This window comes from Streptomyces sp. cf386 (genome assembly GCF_900103585.1).
Taxonomy (GTDB): Bacteria; Actinomycetota; Actinomycetes; order Streptomycetales; family Streptomycetaceae; genus Streptomyces.
Map to the genome: position 1 here is coordinate 270,275 of NZ_FNHV01000002.1, position 16,524 is coordinate 286,798.

Annotated in this window: 11 protein-coding genes and 1 pseudogene; 8 read left to right on the plus strand and 4 right to left on the minus strand. The window is 70.2% G+C overall.

What is annotated here, in order from left to right; translation table 11 throughout:
• The first annotated feature begins 17 nt into the window (after window positions 1-17).
• The 3 genes and pseudogenes from BLU79_RS05450 (at window position 18) to BLU79_RS05460 (ending at window position 1,802) form a co-directional block, all read left to right on the plus strand.
• A pseudogene (locus tag BLU79_RS05450) lies at window positions 18-896 on the plus strand (helix-turn-helix domain-containing protein).
• Window positions 893-1,168, plus strand: coding sequence for a DUF397 domain-containing protein (locus BLU79_RS05455; RefSeq protein ID WP_093904450.1), 276 nt, complete (start codon window positions 893-895; stop codon window positions 1,166-1,168). Before BLU79_RS05450 ends, BLU79_RS05455 begins: the two are co-directional and overlap by 4 nt.
• Before the next feature lie 46 nt (window positions 1,169-1,214).
• Window positions 1,215-1,802, plus strand: a complete 588-nt coding sequence (locus BLU79_RS05460; protein WP_093904451.1) for a chloramphenicol phosphotransferase CPT family protein — start codon at window positions 1,215-1,217, stop codon at window positions 1,800-1,802.
• Between the two features lie 67 nt (window positions 1,803-1,869).
• On the opposite strand, the gene BLU79_RS05465 is transcribed toward BLU79_RS05460, so the two are convergent.
• Both BLU79_RS05465 and BLU79_RS05470 read right to left on the minus strand, forming a co-directional pair.
• A complete protein-coding gene (locus BLU79_RS05465; protein ID WP_093904452.1) occupies window positions 1,870-2,355 on the minus strand; it encodes a hypothetical protein in 486 nt (161 codons plus the stop codon).
• Between the two features lie 7 nt (window positions 2,356-2,362).
• The gene (locus BLU79_RS05470; RefSeq protein ID WP_093904453.1) at window positions 2,363-4,474 is read right to left on the minus strand and encodes a PrsW family intramembrane metalloprotease; all 2,112 of its coding nucleotides are present in this window, start codon (window positions 4,472-4,474) and stop codon (window positions 2,363-2,365) included.
• Between the two features lie 243 nt (window positions 4,475-4,717).
• Here BLU79_RS05470 and BLU79_RS05475 point away from each other — a divergent pair, with 243 nt between their 5' ends.
• Window positions 4,718-7,858: a sacsin N-terminal ATP-binding-like domain-containing protein gene (locus tag BLU79_RS05475; protein WP_093904893.1), complete on the plus strand. Its 3,141-nt coding sequence runs from the start codon at window positions 4,718-4,720 to the stop codon at window positions 7,856-7,858.
• A gap of 51 nt (window positions 7,859-7,909) precedes the next feature.
• Here the strand turns inward: BLU79_RS05475 and BLU79_RS05480 are convergent, their stop codons facing one another.
• Window positions 7,910-8,146: a DUF7683 domain-containing protein gene (locus BLU79_RS05480; protein ID WP_093904454.1), complete on the minus strand. Its 237-nt coding sequence runs from the start codon at window positions 8,144-8,146 to the stop codon at window positions 7,910-7,912.
• A complete protein-coding gene (locus tag BLU79_RS05485; protein WP_256333161.1) occupies window positions 8,143-11,622 on the minus strand; it encodes a colicin E3/pyocin S6 family cytotoxin in 3,480 nt (1,159 codons plus the stop codon). The genes BLU79_RS05480 and BLU79_RS05485 overlap by 4 nt, the downstream gene beginning before the upstream one ends.
• A gap of 461 nt (window positions 11,623-12,083) precedes the next feature.
• Here BLU79_RS05485 and BLU79_RS48830 point away from each other — a divergent pair, with 461 nt between their 5' ends.
• The 4 genes from BLU79_RS48830 to BLU79_RS05510 all read left to right on the plus strand — a co-directional run bounded on the left by BLU79_RS48830 (window position 12,084) and on the right by BLU79_RS05510 (window position 16,515).
• A complete protein-coding gene (locus BLU79_RS48830; protein ID WP_256333162.1) occupies window positions 12,084-12,554 on the plus strand; it encodes a hypothetical protein in 471 nt (156 codons plus the stop codon).
• 163 nt (window positions 12,555-12,717) lie between these two features.
• Window positions 12,718-14,301, plus strand: coding sequence for an FG-GAP-like repeat-containing protein (locus BLU79_RS05500; protein WP_093904457.1), 1,584 nt, complete (start codon window positions 12,718-12,720; stop codon window positions 14,299-14,301).
• A 155-nt stretch (window positions 14,302-14,456) separates the two neighbouring features.
• Window positions 14,457-15,383 (plus strand): hypothetical protein, encoded by a 927-nt coding sequence (locus BLU79_RS05505; RefSeq protein ID WP_093904895.1) that lies wholly within the window; start codon window positions 14,457-14,459, stop codon window positions 15,381-15,383.
• 208 nt (window positions 15,384-15,591) lie between these two features.
• Complete coding sequence (locus BLU79_RS05510; protein ID WP_093904458.1) at window positions 15,592-16,515, plus strand: hypothetical protein; 924 nt, start codon at window positions 15,592-15,594, stop codon at window positions 16,513-16,515.
• Window positions 16,516-16,524: the final 9 nt, after the last annotated feature.

Sequence of the window (16,524 nt, forward strand, 5' to 3'; positions counted from 1 at the left end):
CGACGGAGGGGTAGGGCATGACAGCGGTTGACGGCGACGGCGTACGGCTCAAGACCGAGGCGGATGAGCCGGGTTGGGAGGTCGATCCGGACGACGAGTGGGGCGTGGCGGTGATCGCGACCGTCGGGCGGCAGTTGAAGCTGCGGCGGGAGGCGGTGGGGATGCGGGCCGCCGAGTTCGGGAAGGCGGTGGGGTACGGCGAGGACCTCGTATACAAGATCGAGGGTGGCAAGCGGATTCCTCGGCTTGAGTACCTGGACAAGGCGGACTAGGTGTTGGACGCGGGTGGGCTCATCTCGTCGATGTGGGAGGACGTGCAGAAGGTCCGGTACCCGAAGAAGGTGCGGGCGTTGGGGAAGATGGAGGCCACGGCCGTTGAGATCGGCGTCTACGAGTGCAACAGCGTCCACGGTCTCTTGCAGACGTCGGAGCATGCCCACGCCTTGATCGAGGCGGCTCAGCCGCCGTACTCACCGGACGACGTGGAACGCATGGTGGCTGCTCGCTTGGCCCGGCGGTCGGTCTTCGAACGCGACCCGGCCCCTTCGGTCCACTTCGTCCAGGAAGAGGCGCCGCTGCGTCGACATGTCGGAGGCACAATGGTGTGGCGACGGCAACTCGAACGTCTGCTGGAGGTGGGGCGGTTGCGTAACGTCACACTCCAGGTCATGCCGACGAACTCCGACGCTCACCCAGGGCTGGACGGCAAGATCGAGTTGCTGAAGTTCCCGGATGGTACGGCGGTGGGGCGTTCCGACGGTGCGTTCAACGGGCGGCGGACGAGCGATCCGAAGCAACTGCGCATCCTTGAGCTGCGGTATGGCACCATCCGGGCGCAGGCTCTCCCGCCGAGGGAGTCGTTGGCCTTCATCGAGCAACTGCTGGGAGAAACATGATCCGCAAGGCCTCCGCCGGGGACGCCTCCGAACTGGCGTGGTTCAAGAGCAGCTACAGCGGCGGCACCGACGGCAACTCCTGCGTCGAAGTGGCCCTGGACTGGTTCAAGAGCAGCTATAGCAGCGGCACCGACGGCGAGTCCTGCGTCGAGATCGCCACCACCCCCGCCACCATCCACGTCCGCGACTCCAAGTACCGCGACACCAGCCCTCGCCTCGCCCTCGCCCCGCAGGCATGGTCCGCCTTCGTCGCGTACACCGCCGAAGGCTGACGCTGACGGCCGACCTCCAGGGCCGTGGCCATGTGATCATGCCCGCATGACAGTCGGCCGGATCATCTTCCTCAACGGCACCTCCAGCTCGGGCAAGTCGAGCATCGCCCGGGAGCTGCTGGACATCCTGGACGACGATGTCTACTTCCACTTGGCGGTCGACGGCTTCAACGCGATGCGTACGAAGCGAATCCTCGCGCCGGCGGACCTCGACACCGCACTGCGGCGGACAAGGATGGGCTTTCACCGCTCGATCGCGGCCATGGCCGAGGCGGGCAACGGCGTCGTCGTCGACCATGTGCTCAGCGAGCCGTGGCGGCTGAACGACTGTCTGACGGTGCTGCGCCCCGAGGACGTGCTGTTCGTGGGTGTGCGCTGTTCTCTGGAGGAGCTGACCCGCCGCGAAAGGGCCCGGGGCGACCGTCCTCCGGGCCTCGCGGCGCACCAGTACGACCTGGTCCACCAGCACGGCGACTACGACTTCGAGTGCGACACCAGCACCGCGAGCCCGCGCGAATGCGCCGAGGCGATCAAGGCGTTCCTCCCGCACCGGCCAAGCCCCACGGCCTTCACCCGCCTTCGTGCACGTCACCTGGCGGACGGGCACGAGACTGCGGCAGTCAGGCGCCGTTAGTGCCGCGACACCAGCCCCCGCCTCGCCCTCGAGGGCTGATCTCCGTCAGTGACGGAGTCGTGAATTCCTAGCGTTCGCGTCTGATCAGTGAGGCGTACGTGCCGAAAGCAGGAATCGGCTCCCAGTTGGAGGAAACGTCGACTCCGTGGCGGCTTTCCTTCAATTCGCCGCCTTCCTCCTCGATTGTGCGCTCGATAACGCCATCGGTGGTGAACTCGTACGTCTCGGTGCGGTCCGCTTCTGCGTACCCGCCTCGTTCCTGGGAACTGCCGTAACTGTATGAGGTTGCTGTTTCCAGGAAGAAGGAGCCGTTGATGAGCGTGAATGTGTAGTCCAGTGTGTCGCGACCATATTCGTCCATGAAGACGACCGAGGCGTAGCCCGTCTCCAGTCGCATTGCCACCCGCAGGGTCGGTGTGGACTGCCCGGCAGGGGAGGCGACTGCGGTGTACAACTCGCTGGAGACGTGCCGGGCTTGAGCCTGCTCAGGCGTCAGAGGGTCCAGGGGCGTCTCGGTGAGGTTGTTCCACTGCTCGCAGTAGGTCCAGTTCATGGCTGATTCAGCCTGTGCCCTTCGGTAGCCGGTAGACGAAACCCTGTACGTCTCGGATTATCACGCCGTGGTTCGCTGCTTCCCTGAGCGCCCATTCTGGCACAGGCGCTGACTGGACGGGGACTTCCAGGTAGTACTTGCCCTTCAGTGGTTTCCCGATCAGCTCCGGGTATTCTGCGCGCGCCTTTGGTGTATCGGGTATCTTTGTTCCCGCCTTGTACTTCTGATTGATCTCGCGCAGATAGTCCTTGAATGACTCTGGCTTGATCTTTGATATTTGTGTTTGTTTGCGCGAGACGATCTCCTTTCCGGGGCGGTACGAGTCGAGGTACTTCCCGTTTTCGAGGTAGACCTCGTTGGCCGGGTAACGTGGCCAGTTCTCCTTGTTGAACTCTCGCCCCTCGTTCCACTTGTCACGAAGCCACTGCGGGACGCCGTTGCTCTTGCCGCCGCCCGGCTCACTCGTACCGGTTCCCCCGGCGCCGACCGCCATCAGCACGACACCGGCAGCACCAAGGGCACCGGCGCTGAGCGCCGCCTCGGCGGTAAGGGCGCCGACCGCTCCCGCTCCTGCCAGCGCGAGGCCTCCGGGAGGGAACAGGGCGAGGAGGGAGAGCAGGAGGAGGGCGAAGCCGAGGTAGACCAGGAAGGTGTTCAGGGCGTCGAGGAGGTGGAGCGTGCGGACGGCTCTGCCGTCGGGGCCCGCGTCGCCGAACCCGCGCCACAGCAGGAGCACGCCGGTGGTCGCCGCCCCCAGGGCGGTGCCGAGACGGAAGCGGTGGGCCGCCAGGAGTTCGCCCAGCGGCTGGGCGGACACCTGCCGCCAGCTGCGCAGCAGGACGGTGAGCTGGTAGGAGATCCAGGCCAGGGCGGCGATGCCGAAGCCCATGAGAATCTTCGGCCCCGAACCGGTACTGAAGAACTCCTGGAGGCCGGCGGTGGAGGTGAACGAACCGACGACCAGGAACAGCAGCGCGGGGAGCATGAGCACGCACGGGATCAGCAGGAGCCACCGCTCGCGAGAACGGCGGGCCGCTCGGGTCGCCTTCAGCCAGGCGCGGATGTTCACTGCCCGCCAGGCGCGTCGGTTGTCGGTCTCGTCCATCAGGGCGGTGATCCCTGCGATCACTCCTCGCAGTTCGCCGTGGTCGTCGCGCGGCGCCGACGCGGCGGCGTACAGCAACGAGCGCCGCAGCTTGACGTAGCGCAGGACGATCAGCAGGCTCCACGGCAGACGCCAGGCCGCGTAGCGCAGCAGCGCTCCCAGACTGTCGCCGTCGGCGCGTTCGGACGCGAGCAGGACGCCGGGCACCTGGCGCTTGGCGCGGTGGAGCCGGCGCAGGTCGACGGCCATGGCGAGGACCAGGCAAACGAGTGGCGCCGCCCATGCCGTCCCATTCAGGGACTCCAGCCAGTCCGTGGCCCCGTCGGAGCGTTCCTGTGCCGCGTAGTTGTTGAGTGTGTGATGGGCGGCGGCGGCCAGGATCGGGGGGAGCGACAGCAGGCGCCACCCACCGTGCGCGCGCCACAGCAGCCCGACCCCGAAGCCGGCCGTGGCCGTCCACACCAGGTGCGTGAACGTTTCCGTGACCGGGGGCCCGGCCAGGGCCAGTTGACTGAACGGCGCCGGGAGCCAGGACGTCAACACCTGCCCGAGGCCCGGTACATAGGGCGGGGACAGGCTGTCGGGGATGATCCAGCCCTCACCGCGGACGATCGCCCGGTCCGCGTCCAGGCCGAACCGGAGCACCGCCTCCAGCAGCCCGAAGCCCGCCCCCAGAGCCGCACCCACCACCACGAAGTCGGTCAGCCCCCACTGCCGGCGAACCCGCAGGCTCAGCCCCGCCAGCAGCAACGGGGAAACCTTGAGTAATTCCTCCACCCACGGTGCGACCGTGTAGCCGGTGGTGTTCACGACCGTCACCAGCGACTGGCCCGACTGCTCCGCGTAGAGACGGGTGTACGCGAGCTGCACCAACACGGTCGCCGTACCGCACCCGTACGCACCCACGGCCAGCGCCAGCAGCACGGTCGACAGGCGCACCGAACGTGTCGGCCAGGAGATCGCGAACAGTTGCAGTACGCCCCAGACGGCCGCCACCGCCATCACCAACGTCACGCCAGGCCCCCGATGCACCGGAACAACATTCGATTCGCGATAGTGAACGTGATGCTAGGCAGTCAACTGACGGTGCGGCAAGCGAGTTGGGAGACAGCCGTGCCGCCTCCGTTCCCGGGACCGGCGTCCACGGAGTCGGACCGTGCGTCTGCCAACGGGGTGGGTCCAGGGAGCGAGCGTCTGGAGCGGGGCAGGCGGGCGGCACACCCGCGTCCCATCGGCGGTACCTTCATCATCACGCCGATGAGGAGAGTCAACGTGAGCAAGTTCGTGCGGCCCGCAGCAGAAGGTGCCGACCCCTTCGGTACGGCTCGTCTGCGTCGCGGCGTGCTGGACGCCTGGGCCACCAGCCCCGCCCGTTTCCGGGAGGACGCCAACGCCGAGGAGGATCTCGTCCTCGGGGGGTACCGGGACCGTCTCGTCGTCGAGCTCGCTCAGAACGCCGCCGACGCCGCCGCCAGGGCGAACGTCGCCGGGCGGCTGCGGCTCACCCTGCGCGACGGGGTGCTCGTCGCCGCCAACACCGGCGCGCCGCTGGACGCCGCCGGCGTCGAGTCGCTGTCCACCCTGCGGGCCTCGGCGAAGCGGGACTCGGCCTCCATCGGCCGCTTCGGTGTCGGGTTCGCCGCCGTCCTCGCCGTCACCGACGAGCCCGCCGTCGTCGGGCGGCACGGCGGTGTCCGGTGGGCCCTCGCCGAGGCCCGGGAGCTGGCCGGCAGCACCGCGCGGCACAGCCCGGGGCTGGGGGACGAGATCCGGCGCCGTGACGGGCACGTTCCCCTCCTCCGGCTGCCGTTCGCCGCCGAGGGCACCGCTCCGGACCCGTACGACACGGCCGTCATCCTTCCCCTGCGCGACACCGCCGCCGCCGATCTCGCCGAGCGTCTGCTGCACGCCGTCGACGACGCGCTGCTCCTCGCCCTGCCGGGGCTGGAGGAGGTCGTGATCGAGGTCGACGACGCCGAGCCGCGCACGCTGCGCCGCCGCGTCGACGGCGCCTTCACCGTCGTGGAGGACTCCCAGAACGGCGTCACCCACTGGCTTACGTCCGCCGCCCACGGCCCGCTCACGCCCGACCTCCTCGTCGACCGCCCGGTCGAGGAGCGGCTGCGCCCGCACTGGTCGCTCACCTGGGCCGTGCCCGTCAACGCCGCCGACAGCACCCCCGCCCGGCCCCGCACCGCCCCCGTCGTCCACGCGCCGACCCCGAGTGACGAACCCCTCGGCGTCCCCGCCCTCCTCATCGCCTCCTTCCCGCTCGACCCGACCCGCCGCCACGCCGCCCCCGGCCCGCTGACCGACTTCCTCGTGCAGCGCGCGGCGGACGCGTACGCCGAACTGCTCGGCGGGTGGCGTCCGGTGAGTGACGGCATCATCGACCTCGTGCCGGGACCGCTGGGCAAGGGCGAGCTGGACGGTGCCCTGCGGCAGGCGATCCTGGAGCGCCTGCCCCGTACGTCCTTCCTCCCGCCCGCCGTCGAGCCGCGCGAGCACGACTCCGACGACCTCCCCGAGTCCCTCCGGCCCCGTGACGCCGAGGTCGTCGAGGGCGCCGGTGCCGACACGGTGCACGTGCTCGCCGAGGTGCTGCCCACCCTGCTCCCCGCCGGGCTCGAACGGCGCGTGGAGCTGCGGACGCTGGGGGTCGCCCGCGTCCCGCTCACCGACGCGATCGACCGGCTCGCCGGGCTGGAGAAGGAGCCCGCCTGGTGGCAGCGGCTCTACGACAGCCTCGCCGGGGTCGACCCGGACCGGCTGTCCGGGCTGCCGGTGCCGCTCGCCGACGGGCGCACCACCATCGGGCCCCGCCAGATCCTCCTCCCCACCTCCGACGGCGCCCCGATCGACCCCGAGATCCTGACCCGCCTCGGCCTCAAGGTCGCCCACCCGGACGCCGCGCACCCGTTGCTGGAGAAGCTGGGCGCGCTGCCCGCGACGCCCCGAGCCGTCCTCACCACACCCCAGGTGCGGGCCGCCGTCGCCGCCTCCCTCGACGACGAGGGCGGCGTGAGCTGGGAGGAGGACGCCCCCGACGCCGAGGAGCTGGCCGACACCGTGCTCGCGCTCGTGCGGGACGCGGGCCTTGAGCCCGGTGACGAGCCGTGGCTGGGCGCCCTCGCCCTCCCCGACGAGGAGGGGGAGTTGGCGCCGGCCGGAGAACTGGTCTTCCCCGGCAGCCCCTTCCACCAGGTCATGCGGGAAGGCGAACTGGCCGCCGTAGACGCCGAGTTGGCTGACAAGTGGGGCGAGGCCGCGCTCGCCGCCTGCGGGGTCCTCGCCAACTTCGCCCTGGTCCGGGCGGCGGACGTCGTCCTCGACCCGGACGAACTGGAGCCCCGCGAGAGCGACTTCGCCGAGCCCGACGACGCGGGCCTGCTGGACGCCGTGGACGTCTGGAGCGAGGACATCCTCGACCGCTTCCCGGACACGCCCGTACCGCCCGTCGCCACCGAGCTCATCGCCGTACGCGATCTCGACCTGGTCGACGAGGACAAGTGGCCGCAAGCCCTCGCCCTGCTCGCCCAGCCGCCCCTGCGGGACGCGCTCACCCAGCAGGTGCGGATCCTGCTGCCCGACGGCACGCACGAAGTCGTACGGCCGTACACGGCGTGGTGGCTGCGGGGCAACCCGGTGCTGGACGGCCGCCGCCCCGCCGGCCTGCTCGCCTCCGGAGGCGACCCGCTGCTGCGCGGCCTGTACGACGAGGCCGACGCGACCGGCTTCGAGGACGAGCAGGTGCTGCGGGCGCTGGGCGTGCGGACGTCCGTCGCCGCGCTGCTCGACGAGCCGGGCGGTGCGGCCGAGCTGCTGGATCGGCTGGCCGATCCGGAGCGGGAGGTGTCCGCCGCGCAACTGCACGCCCTCTACGGCGCCCTCGCCGACCTCGACCCCGAGCAGGTGACCCTGCCGGACGAGCTGCGGGCCGTGATCGACGGGCGGGTCGAGGTCGTGGACGCGGCGGACGCGGTGGTCGTCGACTCGCCGGATCTGCTGCCCTTCACGGAGGGCACCGCCCTGTTGCCGGTGCGGCCCGCGCGTGCCGCCGAGCTGGCCGAGCTGTTCCAGGTGCGGCGGCTGAGTGAGTCCGTCACCGGGGAGGTGACCAGCGAGGGCGCCGAGCACGACGTGCCGGAGTCGGTGCGGGTGCTGCTGGGGGCGCGGACGCCTGCGTCGTATGTCGAGCATGAGGAGCTCGTTGTGGACGGGGTGGAGATCGACTGGCGGCTCACGGATGACGGGGTGCTGCATGCGGCGACCCTCGAGGGGGTCGCGGCCGGGCTGGCCTGGGCGGCGGGGCAGTGGCCTCGGCGGTTCGAGGTGGCGGCGTTGTTGGAGGATGCGTCCAGGACTGCGGAGTTGGCTCGGGATCGTTGGTTCGACTGAGCCGTTCGACCGGACAGGGGCCGTCCCTTCGGACGGCCCCTGCTCGGTTCGTCAGTCCGCCTCGGTTTCCAGGAAGTAGTCGTACTTCCCCAGGTCGAGTTCGATACCGGTCAGCTGCCGGACACGCTCTGCGTGCTCCTGCGTCAGCGGATACACGTCGGCCAGCTGCTCCGGCGGCATCCCCAGGAGTTCTCCGAACGCCTGCGCGCCGACCGAGGTGACGTCGGTGGACGAGTCCGGATAGTCATCGTCCTTGAGATAGCGGACGACAAGGAAATACACGGTCACGGCTCCACCTTCCGCTTCGGGTCCGCGGGCTTGGTCTGGGCTCCAGTATTCGGGTCGAACTCCCCGAGGTGCTTGCCGCGCTTGTTGTACTTCTCGACGGCGCCGTGCTGGGAGTCCCACTCGTAGATCTCACCGGACTTGGGATCCTTCCAGCGCTTGCGGGTACCGCCGCCACCCTGCACGGGCGTCTTACCCCTGGCGGGCCCGGCCTTGGGGAACGCCGGCAGGCCGCCCCTCGGCGCCGGTACCGGACCGGTCTGCGCCTTCTGGACGGCGCTGCTCCTGCTCTGAGCGTCGCGCAGCGCCTGGCCCAGGCCGTCGCTGAAGCGGCCGACACCGTCGGCGGCGGTGAACCCGCCCCCGACGACCAGGGTCGTGCTCGCGGCGATCGCCGGAGCGCCGGCAAGGCAGCCGATACCCGTGATGCACAGGGCACCGCCGGCGAGGTCACCGCTCGCGCCCACGCCCATCATCAGGACACCGGTGCCCGTCTCGGCGAGCCCGGCCCAGACGTCCGGGTTGGTGAAGATGGCCTCGCCGTAGATGAGGACGGTGTCCGCCTTGTCCTCCAGCCAGTCCGGGACCCAGCCGTCGTCGGCCTCCTCCTGCGAGCCCTCCGGGTCAGGGGCGTTGCGCCAGGCCTCCTCCGTCTTGCGGATCTCGGCCTCTTCCTGCACCTGCTTCGCGACCGCCGTCTGGAAGGCCTCCAGCATGGCCTTGCCGGCCGCCGCCGAGTCCTTGCCCGCGGCGATCTCCGACGCCCGCGCCTCCCGGGCCGCGCTCCATGCCTCGTCGGCGGAGCCCCGGGCCCAGTTCGCGGACGCCTGTGCCTGGGTGGCCGAGGTGACGGCCCGGGCCGCCGCCGCATGGGCGCTGGCTTCCGCGGCCCGCGCCGTCCGGGCGGATGCGGCGGCGCTCGCCGCGGACTTCTCCGCCTGCTTGGCGGAGTTGGCGGCGTCGTCGGCGAACCCTTCGGCGGCCTTCCTCGACGCCTCCGCCTCCTTGGCGTACTTCTTGGCGTCTTCAGCGGCCTTGCGGGCCTTCGCGGCGACCTCGGCCGCCTCGGCCGCGTTCTTCTGTGCGGTCGCGGCCACGGACGCGGCCCCGGAGATCATCTCCTGCACCAGCGCGACATGGCTCGCCGCGAGCTGGTCCTTGCGCTGCGCCTGGTACTGGCCACGCTGGATGAAGGCGTGCAGCAGCGGCGTGGGCCCCTCCAGTGCGATCCGGGCCGCCGCCTTGACCTCGGGGCCGCCGCTGTCGATGAGCTGCGTCGCGCGCACCCGCTCGTCCTCGGTGCGGGCCGCGTACCGGCCGTCGGTGATGAAGGCACGGAACCGGTCCACGGAGCCGGAGTTCAGCGCCGTGCGCCCCGCTTCCTGGACGCCGGGGCCGCCGTCCGCGATGACCTGCGAGATGTAGACGCGCATGTCCTGTGCCATGGAGTCGTACTGACCGTCCTTCAGGAACGCGTCGACCGCCGCCGAGTCGCCGGCCAGGGCCTGTTCGGCCCCGCCGCGGACGGTGGCCGACGGCGACTCCAGGGCGAGCGTCTCCACCCGGGAGCGCTCGTCGTCCCGCGCGGCCTCGGCACGCCCGGAACGGACGTACGTCACCACGTCGCCGGCATCGCCGGAGAGCGCCTGCTCGGCGGCCGCACGGCTCCAGGGGCCACGGGACTTCAGAGTGCGCAGCGCCACGTCACGGCCCTCGTCGGCCACCCGCTGCACATCCACGTCCGGTGCGGAGGCGGCGGTGTTCAGCTGCCGAGCGTCCGCCTCCAGGGCGGCGGAGGCCTGCGCGACGCTGTCCCGCGCCGCCTGCTGCCGCTCCTCCTGCGCCTTGAACTGCTTGGCCCGCGCGACGGCTTCGTTCGTACGGGCGGTCAGCTCCTCGGCCTCGATCTCACGGGCCAACGTGAACACCGTCCGGGCCTTGGCCACGGCCGCGCTCGCGGTGTCCGCCGACTCCTTGGCGGCCTTCGCGTGAGCGGTCGCCTGGGCCGCTGCCTTCGCTGCATCCGTGGCGTGGTCGGCGGCCTCATTGGCCGCCTTGGCCGCGTTCCTCGCGTGCGTGGCGGCCGACTTGGCCGCGTCACGGGCCTCGTAGGCGGCGGTCGCCGCCTTGCGGGCCAGGCTCTCCGCCGCGTTCGCGGCCCGGGTGGCCTCCGCGGCCTGGGCCCGCGCTGCCGCGGCGGCGGCACGTGCCTCGGCGGAGCTGGCGCCGGCCTGGTCCGCGAAGCGGCTGGCGCTCTCCGCGGCGCCGGCGGCGGCGTTGGCGTTGTTGCCGGCGCTCGTCGCGGCCTTCGCCGCGTCCCCGGCCGCGGTCGCGGCGAGACCGGCCTGGTGCGCGGCGTCCGCCGCGAGGTCAGCACCCTTGGCCGCGAGGTTGGCCTCGTCGGCGGCCTTGCGGGCCGCCGTCGCCTTGCTCGCGTCCCCGGCCGCGGCGGCTGCCGCTCCGCGTGCCCGGCTGGCGGCCTGGGAGGCGCCGGCGGCTGCGGACGCGGCCTGCGTGGCCGCGTTGGCAGCGGTGCGAGCCGAGTTGTTGGCGGAACGTGCCGCGTCGATGGCCTGCTGGGCCGCCCGGGCGGCCTGGTTGGCGGCGGTGGCCGCACGGGAGGCGGCGCCCGCGGCGCGTACCGAGTCCTTGCGGGCCGCCTCCGTCTCGGCCGCGGCCTTCTGCGCGGCCTCCTTGGCCAGAGCCGAGGCCGCGATGGCCCGTGCCGAGGCGTCCTTGGCCGCCTCCGTCTCCGCCTTCGCCTGGCGTCCGGCCTCCTTCGCCTGGGCGGCGAGCTGGGCGACGGTGGCGCGTTCCTGGTCCCGTGAGCGTGCGACGTACTGTCCGACCTGGAGGAACTCGCGGATGTCGGCGGCGGTTCCGTCCAGGGCGACCCGGCCGGCGGCCCGGACGTTGGTGCCGCCCGTGCTCACGATCTGCACGAGCTGGACCCGCTCGTCGTCCTCGCGCTGGGTGTACTGGCCCTCGTTGAGGAAGGCGACCATGTCGTCGGTGGTGCCGGCCAGCGCGGCGCGCCCGGCCTTCTGTACGGCGGGCCCGCCCGCGTCGACGATCTGAGCGATGCGGACGCGCTGGTCCTGCTCCAACGGCGCCTTCCAGCCGTCCTTCAGGAAGGCTTTCAGATCGTCCTCGTTGCCGGCCAGCGCCTTGCGGGCGGCCTCTTGCAGGCCCTGCCCGCCGATGCTCACGAGCTGCGCGGTCTGGACGCGGTCGTCCTGGTACGCGATCTCGGGCGCGACGTCGTCGAGGAAGTGCCGTACGTCGTTGTCGCCACCGGTGAGAACAGCTTCCGCGGCGGCCCGCAGACCGGGGCCGCCCTGCTTCCACAGGTCCAGGACACGGCCGCGGTCGGAGGGCGTGGCGCTCGCCGAGGCGGCGCTGTCCGTGGCGGAGACGGCGGCCGAGGCCGGAGCGGGGCCGAGCAGACCGGCGGCGAACGCCATGGGCAACACAGCCACTGCCGTGGTGCGTATCAGGCGTCTTGCTTTCCCGGTGGTATCGAGCTGGTCAGTTCTTCGATTCACTGAGTACCTGTCTCGGTAATCGGCGACGACCCCCGAATAGTGAGTCGCCGAATGGTCGGTGGGTAAGCATAGGCGGGTTCGCTCGAACGAGTTGAGGTTGGCTGAGAGTTGACGGCGGACGGCTTCATCCTTACTCTGTGACTCGACTTTGCTTTTGCGGTGGGGCCTGACCAGCCCGGGGGCATCGCGAGCTCTTATCTACAGGGGGTAAAGGGGGGCCGGTTGCGCATGTACGCAACCGGATGATCCGGGCATATCTGGCGGCCGTACGCGGTCGCGGCCCACGCATGTCCACATTTGTCATCGCATCCTGGCGGGGGTCTCTCGATGCGAGGATCCACGCCCGAAGGGACTCTTCGGTGCCTTTCCGTGCCCGAAATCTCGTTGTATTCGGAATGGCGGTCGCGTGCGTCACGCTGGCCGGAATTTCCGCTGCCTCGGCCGATGATCCGCCGCAATCACCGGCTGATTCGACCCCGCCCGTCGCGGTCGAGGATTATGGCTATCCCGGCGCCGACCGGATACTCGCCGAAAAGGGAATCAGGCTGAAGAAGGGCGACGGGCGCATTCTCCTGGCCGACTGTGACCCCGCCGCCCAGCAGATCCGCGTGCTCACGCGCAAGGACGACTCCGTCAACCGGGCCGGTACCTACTGCTTCAAGGCGATCGGGAAGACCGGCCGCCTCACCCTGGAGCTTCCCCAGGTCTTCGCCGTGGAGGCGGGTGCGGACCACCCGATCCGCGCCGACCTGACCAGCAACGGCCAGACCACCTCGGTCAGCGTCCCCAAGGGCGGCTTCGAGTCCGTCGGCGAGGGAGCCGGTGGCGCCCCGTCGGTCCTGGTCGAACTCCGGGTCACCGGCTGACGCACCGAGCGACAGGCTCGCTGAGCATCACCTGTTCTTCCGCGAACACCACCTGTTCTTCCGCGAACACCACCTGTTCTTCCGCGAACAGCTCCTGTTCTTCCGCTTCTTCCGCGCGGCCCCGCGCACCGCGGAGAGGCCGGCTCTCTGATTCGAGGCAAACGTGAAAGACGCCCGTCCCCGCAGGACGCGCACGCTGTGGGCCACCGGGCTCGCGACCGCCGGTCTGACGACCGGTCTGCTGGCCGCGGCTCCGGCCCAGTCCGTCGTCGGTGACCAGGTCGCGGACGGCACCCATCAGTACGTGGTCAAGCTCCACATCGCCGGCGGCACCGACAACGAACGCGCCTGCTCCGGCACCCTGGTCGACACGCAGTGGGTGCTCACCTCCGCCAGCTGCTTCGCCGCCGACCCGCAGCAGGCGACCACGCTCACCCGGGGCGCGCCGCCCTTCCCGACCCTGGTAACCGCCGACGGCAACAAGCCCACGCCGGCGGCCGAACTGAAGCAGCGGGTGCGGGAGATCGTGCCGTACGCGGGACGCGATCTGGTCATGGCCCGGCTTGATGATGTGAGCACGGCCGCCGACCCGCTGGACGGCCCGTTCCCCGACATCTCCGATGTCGACGTGAGCGGTGCCGCGCCGGCCCAGGGCGATCAGCTCAAGGCGGTCGGATACGGCCGCACCAAGATGGAGTGGACCCCCGAGCGCGCTCACGTCGGCTCCTACGGCGTGGACCTCGTCAACCCCACGAGCCTCGCGATCTCGCCCGCCGCGAACGGGGGCGCCCTGTGCAAGGGAGACACGGGCGGCCCGGTGCTCAACGCCGACGGCAGGGTCGTCGGCGTGGTCACCCGTGCCTGGGACGGTGGCTGCCTCAACTCCGACGAGACGCGCACCGGGGCTGTTGCCACGCGGGTCGACGACATCGCGGACTGGGTGCAGCGGGTTCGGCTGACGAGCCGCCAGAAGCACATCACCGACACCCTCACCGCGGCCGACTTCGACCGCGACGGCCGCACGGACATCGCGGCAAAGATGGTCACCGGTTACAGCCAGGTCTTCCTCGGCCGCTCGGACGGCACGCTCGAGTTCGGCAAGCACCTGAGCGTCCTCACCCGCCCGACGCACAAGGATCTCGTCGCGGGTGACTTCCTGGCCGACTCGCCCGGTGTCGAAGCCATCACCGTGGACAAGGACGGGAACCTCTCGCTGGCGAGGCAGCGCACCGTCTTCGGGTTCCCGGTGTCGATGTGGGACCACGACAAGCTCTGGACCGACGCGGCCTGGAAGAACGCCCTGCCCGTCGCCTCCCTCAGGACCGGCACCGCCGGACGCGACACCCTGCTGTTCCAGTGGGCCGACGGCTCCCTCTACACGTACAAGAGGGACGCGAACGGCAAGCTGGTCAACCAGAAGAAGTCGATGTGGCCGGACAAGACGTGGAAGAAGAAGCACATCGCCACGGGTGACTTCAACGGTGACGGCCGGGACGACATCGCCGCCATCAACGCCGACGGAGCGCTCCACCTGTACACGGGCAAGGCCGACGGCACCTTCGACAAGGCGCGTTCGATGTGGCACGACAAGACGTGGGGCACCAAGCGCGCCATCGTCGGCGGTGACTTCGACGGCGACGGCAAGGCGGACCTGGCGGCCATGGCGTCCAACGGCGAGCTGCACCTGTACGCGGGCGACGGCAAGGGAGCACTGGCGGCCGGCAAGAGCATGTGGCCGAAGGTCTAGCAGTGCGTGCACGAAATCTCCACAAGTCGTACAACCATCCGTGCCCGTCGGAGATCTGATCAACGAGTCAACAGACTCCTTGATCAATTGAGCCCCGCGCGACCTCGGTTCGCGTGACCGAGGACCGCGGGGCCCCTCTCCATATGGGGAAGCGCATGCGCATTCGTGCCACCGTGGCCGCCGTCTCCGGCGCCCTGGCCCTCTCCGCTCTCGTCGTGCCGGCCGCGCAGGCCGCCGACGCCCCCGCGTACAGCAAGGAAGACGTCCGGGCCGCCCTGCGTCAGGCCTCCGGCGAGTCCGCCCGCAGCACCTACGCCGCCGAGGACACGGGCACGCCGTACGCCCTGGACCTCTCCTTCTCCAGCGTGAAGGTCAACAACGGCAAGCCGATCGTCGTGGGCACCACCAACCACGTGTCCGTCCCGGTGACGTACAAGGTCACGCACGCCGCGGACATCGACCTGAGCGCCCCCGACTTCTACATGGACGTGGAGATCTACCGCGGCACCTCCTACGCCGAGTGGGACAACCTGCTCCTCGGCGACGACTGGCCGGTCTGCACCGCGACCTCGTCCACCACCGCCAACTGCAAGGGCACCATCGACGTCTATCCGGACATAGAGCTGGAGAACGTCGACGCCACCACGTGGAAGGCCGGCGGCTACGCGTACGACTTCAACGACCAGGACCCGCTCGCCGAGGACATCGACTGGAGCAAGGTCGGCTACGCCGAGCAGGACGGCCTGGGCACCACCAAGCTCCAGCGCTTCTCCAAGCTGACGGTCAACGCCTCCCCGGAGCCCGTGAAGAAGGGCAAGACCATCACGGTCACCGGCAAGCTGACCCGCGCCAACTGGGACACCCACAAGTACGCCGGCTACTCCACCCAGTCGGTGAAGCTGCGGTTCCGCAAGAAGGGCTCCAGCACGTACACCACGCTGAAGACCATCAAGACGAACACGTACGGCGACCTGAAGACCACGGTCACCGCGTCCACGGACGGCTACTTCCGCTACTCCTTCGCGGGCACCACGACCACCCCGGCGGTCAACGCCACGGGTGACTTCGTCGACGTGCAGTAGTTGAGCGGCATTCGTCGCGAACTTCCCGTCACCTACGGGAAGTTCGTGACGAAGCTCACTAAGTTTCCTCGCCGGCGACACAACCGGGAACCTCTGCCGACAATCTGATCACATGGGCCAACAGGCCCCTCGATCACCCGGGCCCCGACGTGACCCGCAGTGCAGGGAACGACGACCAGCGGGGCCCCTTTCCGTACCAGGGGAACGCATGCGTATCAGAGCCACCGTGGCCGCCGTCTCCGCTCTCTCCGGCGCCCTGGCCCTCTCCGCCGTCGCCGCACCGGCCGCCCAGGCCGACGAGTCCGCGACCTCCGTCGCCTCCTACCGCGCCGCTGTGGCGAAGATCCGTCAGGCCGCGCAGGCCGAGTCCGGCAGTGAGCGGGCAGGTGCCCGGTACGACCTGGACGTCACCTTCTCCAACTTCAAGATCGCCAAGGCGATCAAGGTCGGCACGACCAACCACGTCGCCACGACGGTGACGTACACGCTGACGCACGGCGCGGACGTCGACATCAAGGCCGCCGACTTCATCACCGACCCGATCATCTACCGCGGTTCCTTCGCCAGCCCGGACAGCAGGCTCTACGGCAACAAGCCGGCCAAGTGCACCGCGACCTCCGCGACCACCGCCGACTGCAAGGGCACCATCGACGTCTACCCGGGCGCCCATGAGCTCATCAACTCGAACGCCGGCACCTGGCGGGCCGCGGCCGAGGCCACCGCCTTCAACGGGCAGGACCCGGCGGGCGAGGAGTTCGACCAGAGCAAGGTCGGTTACGCCAACAAGGACGGCCTCGGCACCACGCTGATGCAGCGCTTCTCGAAGCTCACGGTCGACGCCTCCCCGGAGCCCGTGAAGAAGAACAAGACCATCACGATCACCGGCAAGCTCTCCCGCGCCAACTGGGACCGCGGCACGTACAACGGCTACGTGGAGCAGCCCGTGCAACTGCAGTTCCGCAAGAAGAACAGCGACACCTACAGCACGGTGAAGACCATCAAGACCAACGCGACGGGCAACCTCAAGACGACCGTCAAGGCCGCCCAGGACGGCTACTTCCGCTACGTCTTCGCGGGCACGACGACCACCCCGGCGGTCAACGCCACGGGTGACTTCGTCGACGTGCAGTAGTCACGGACT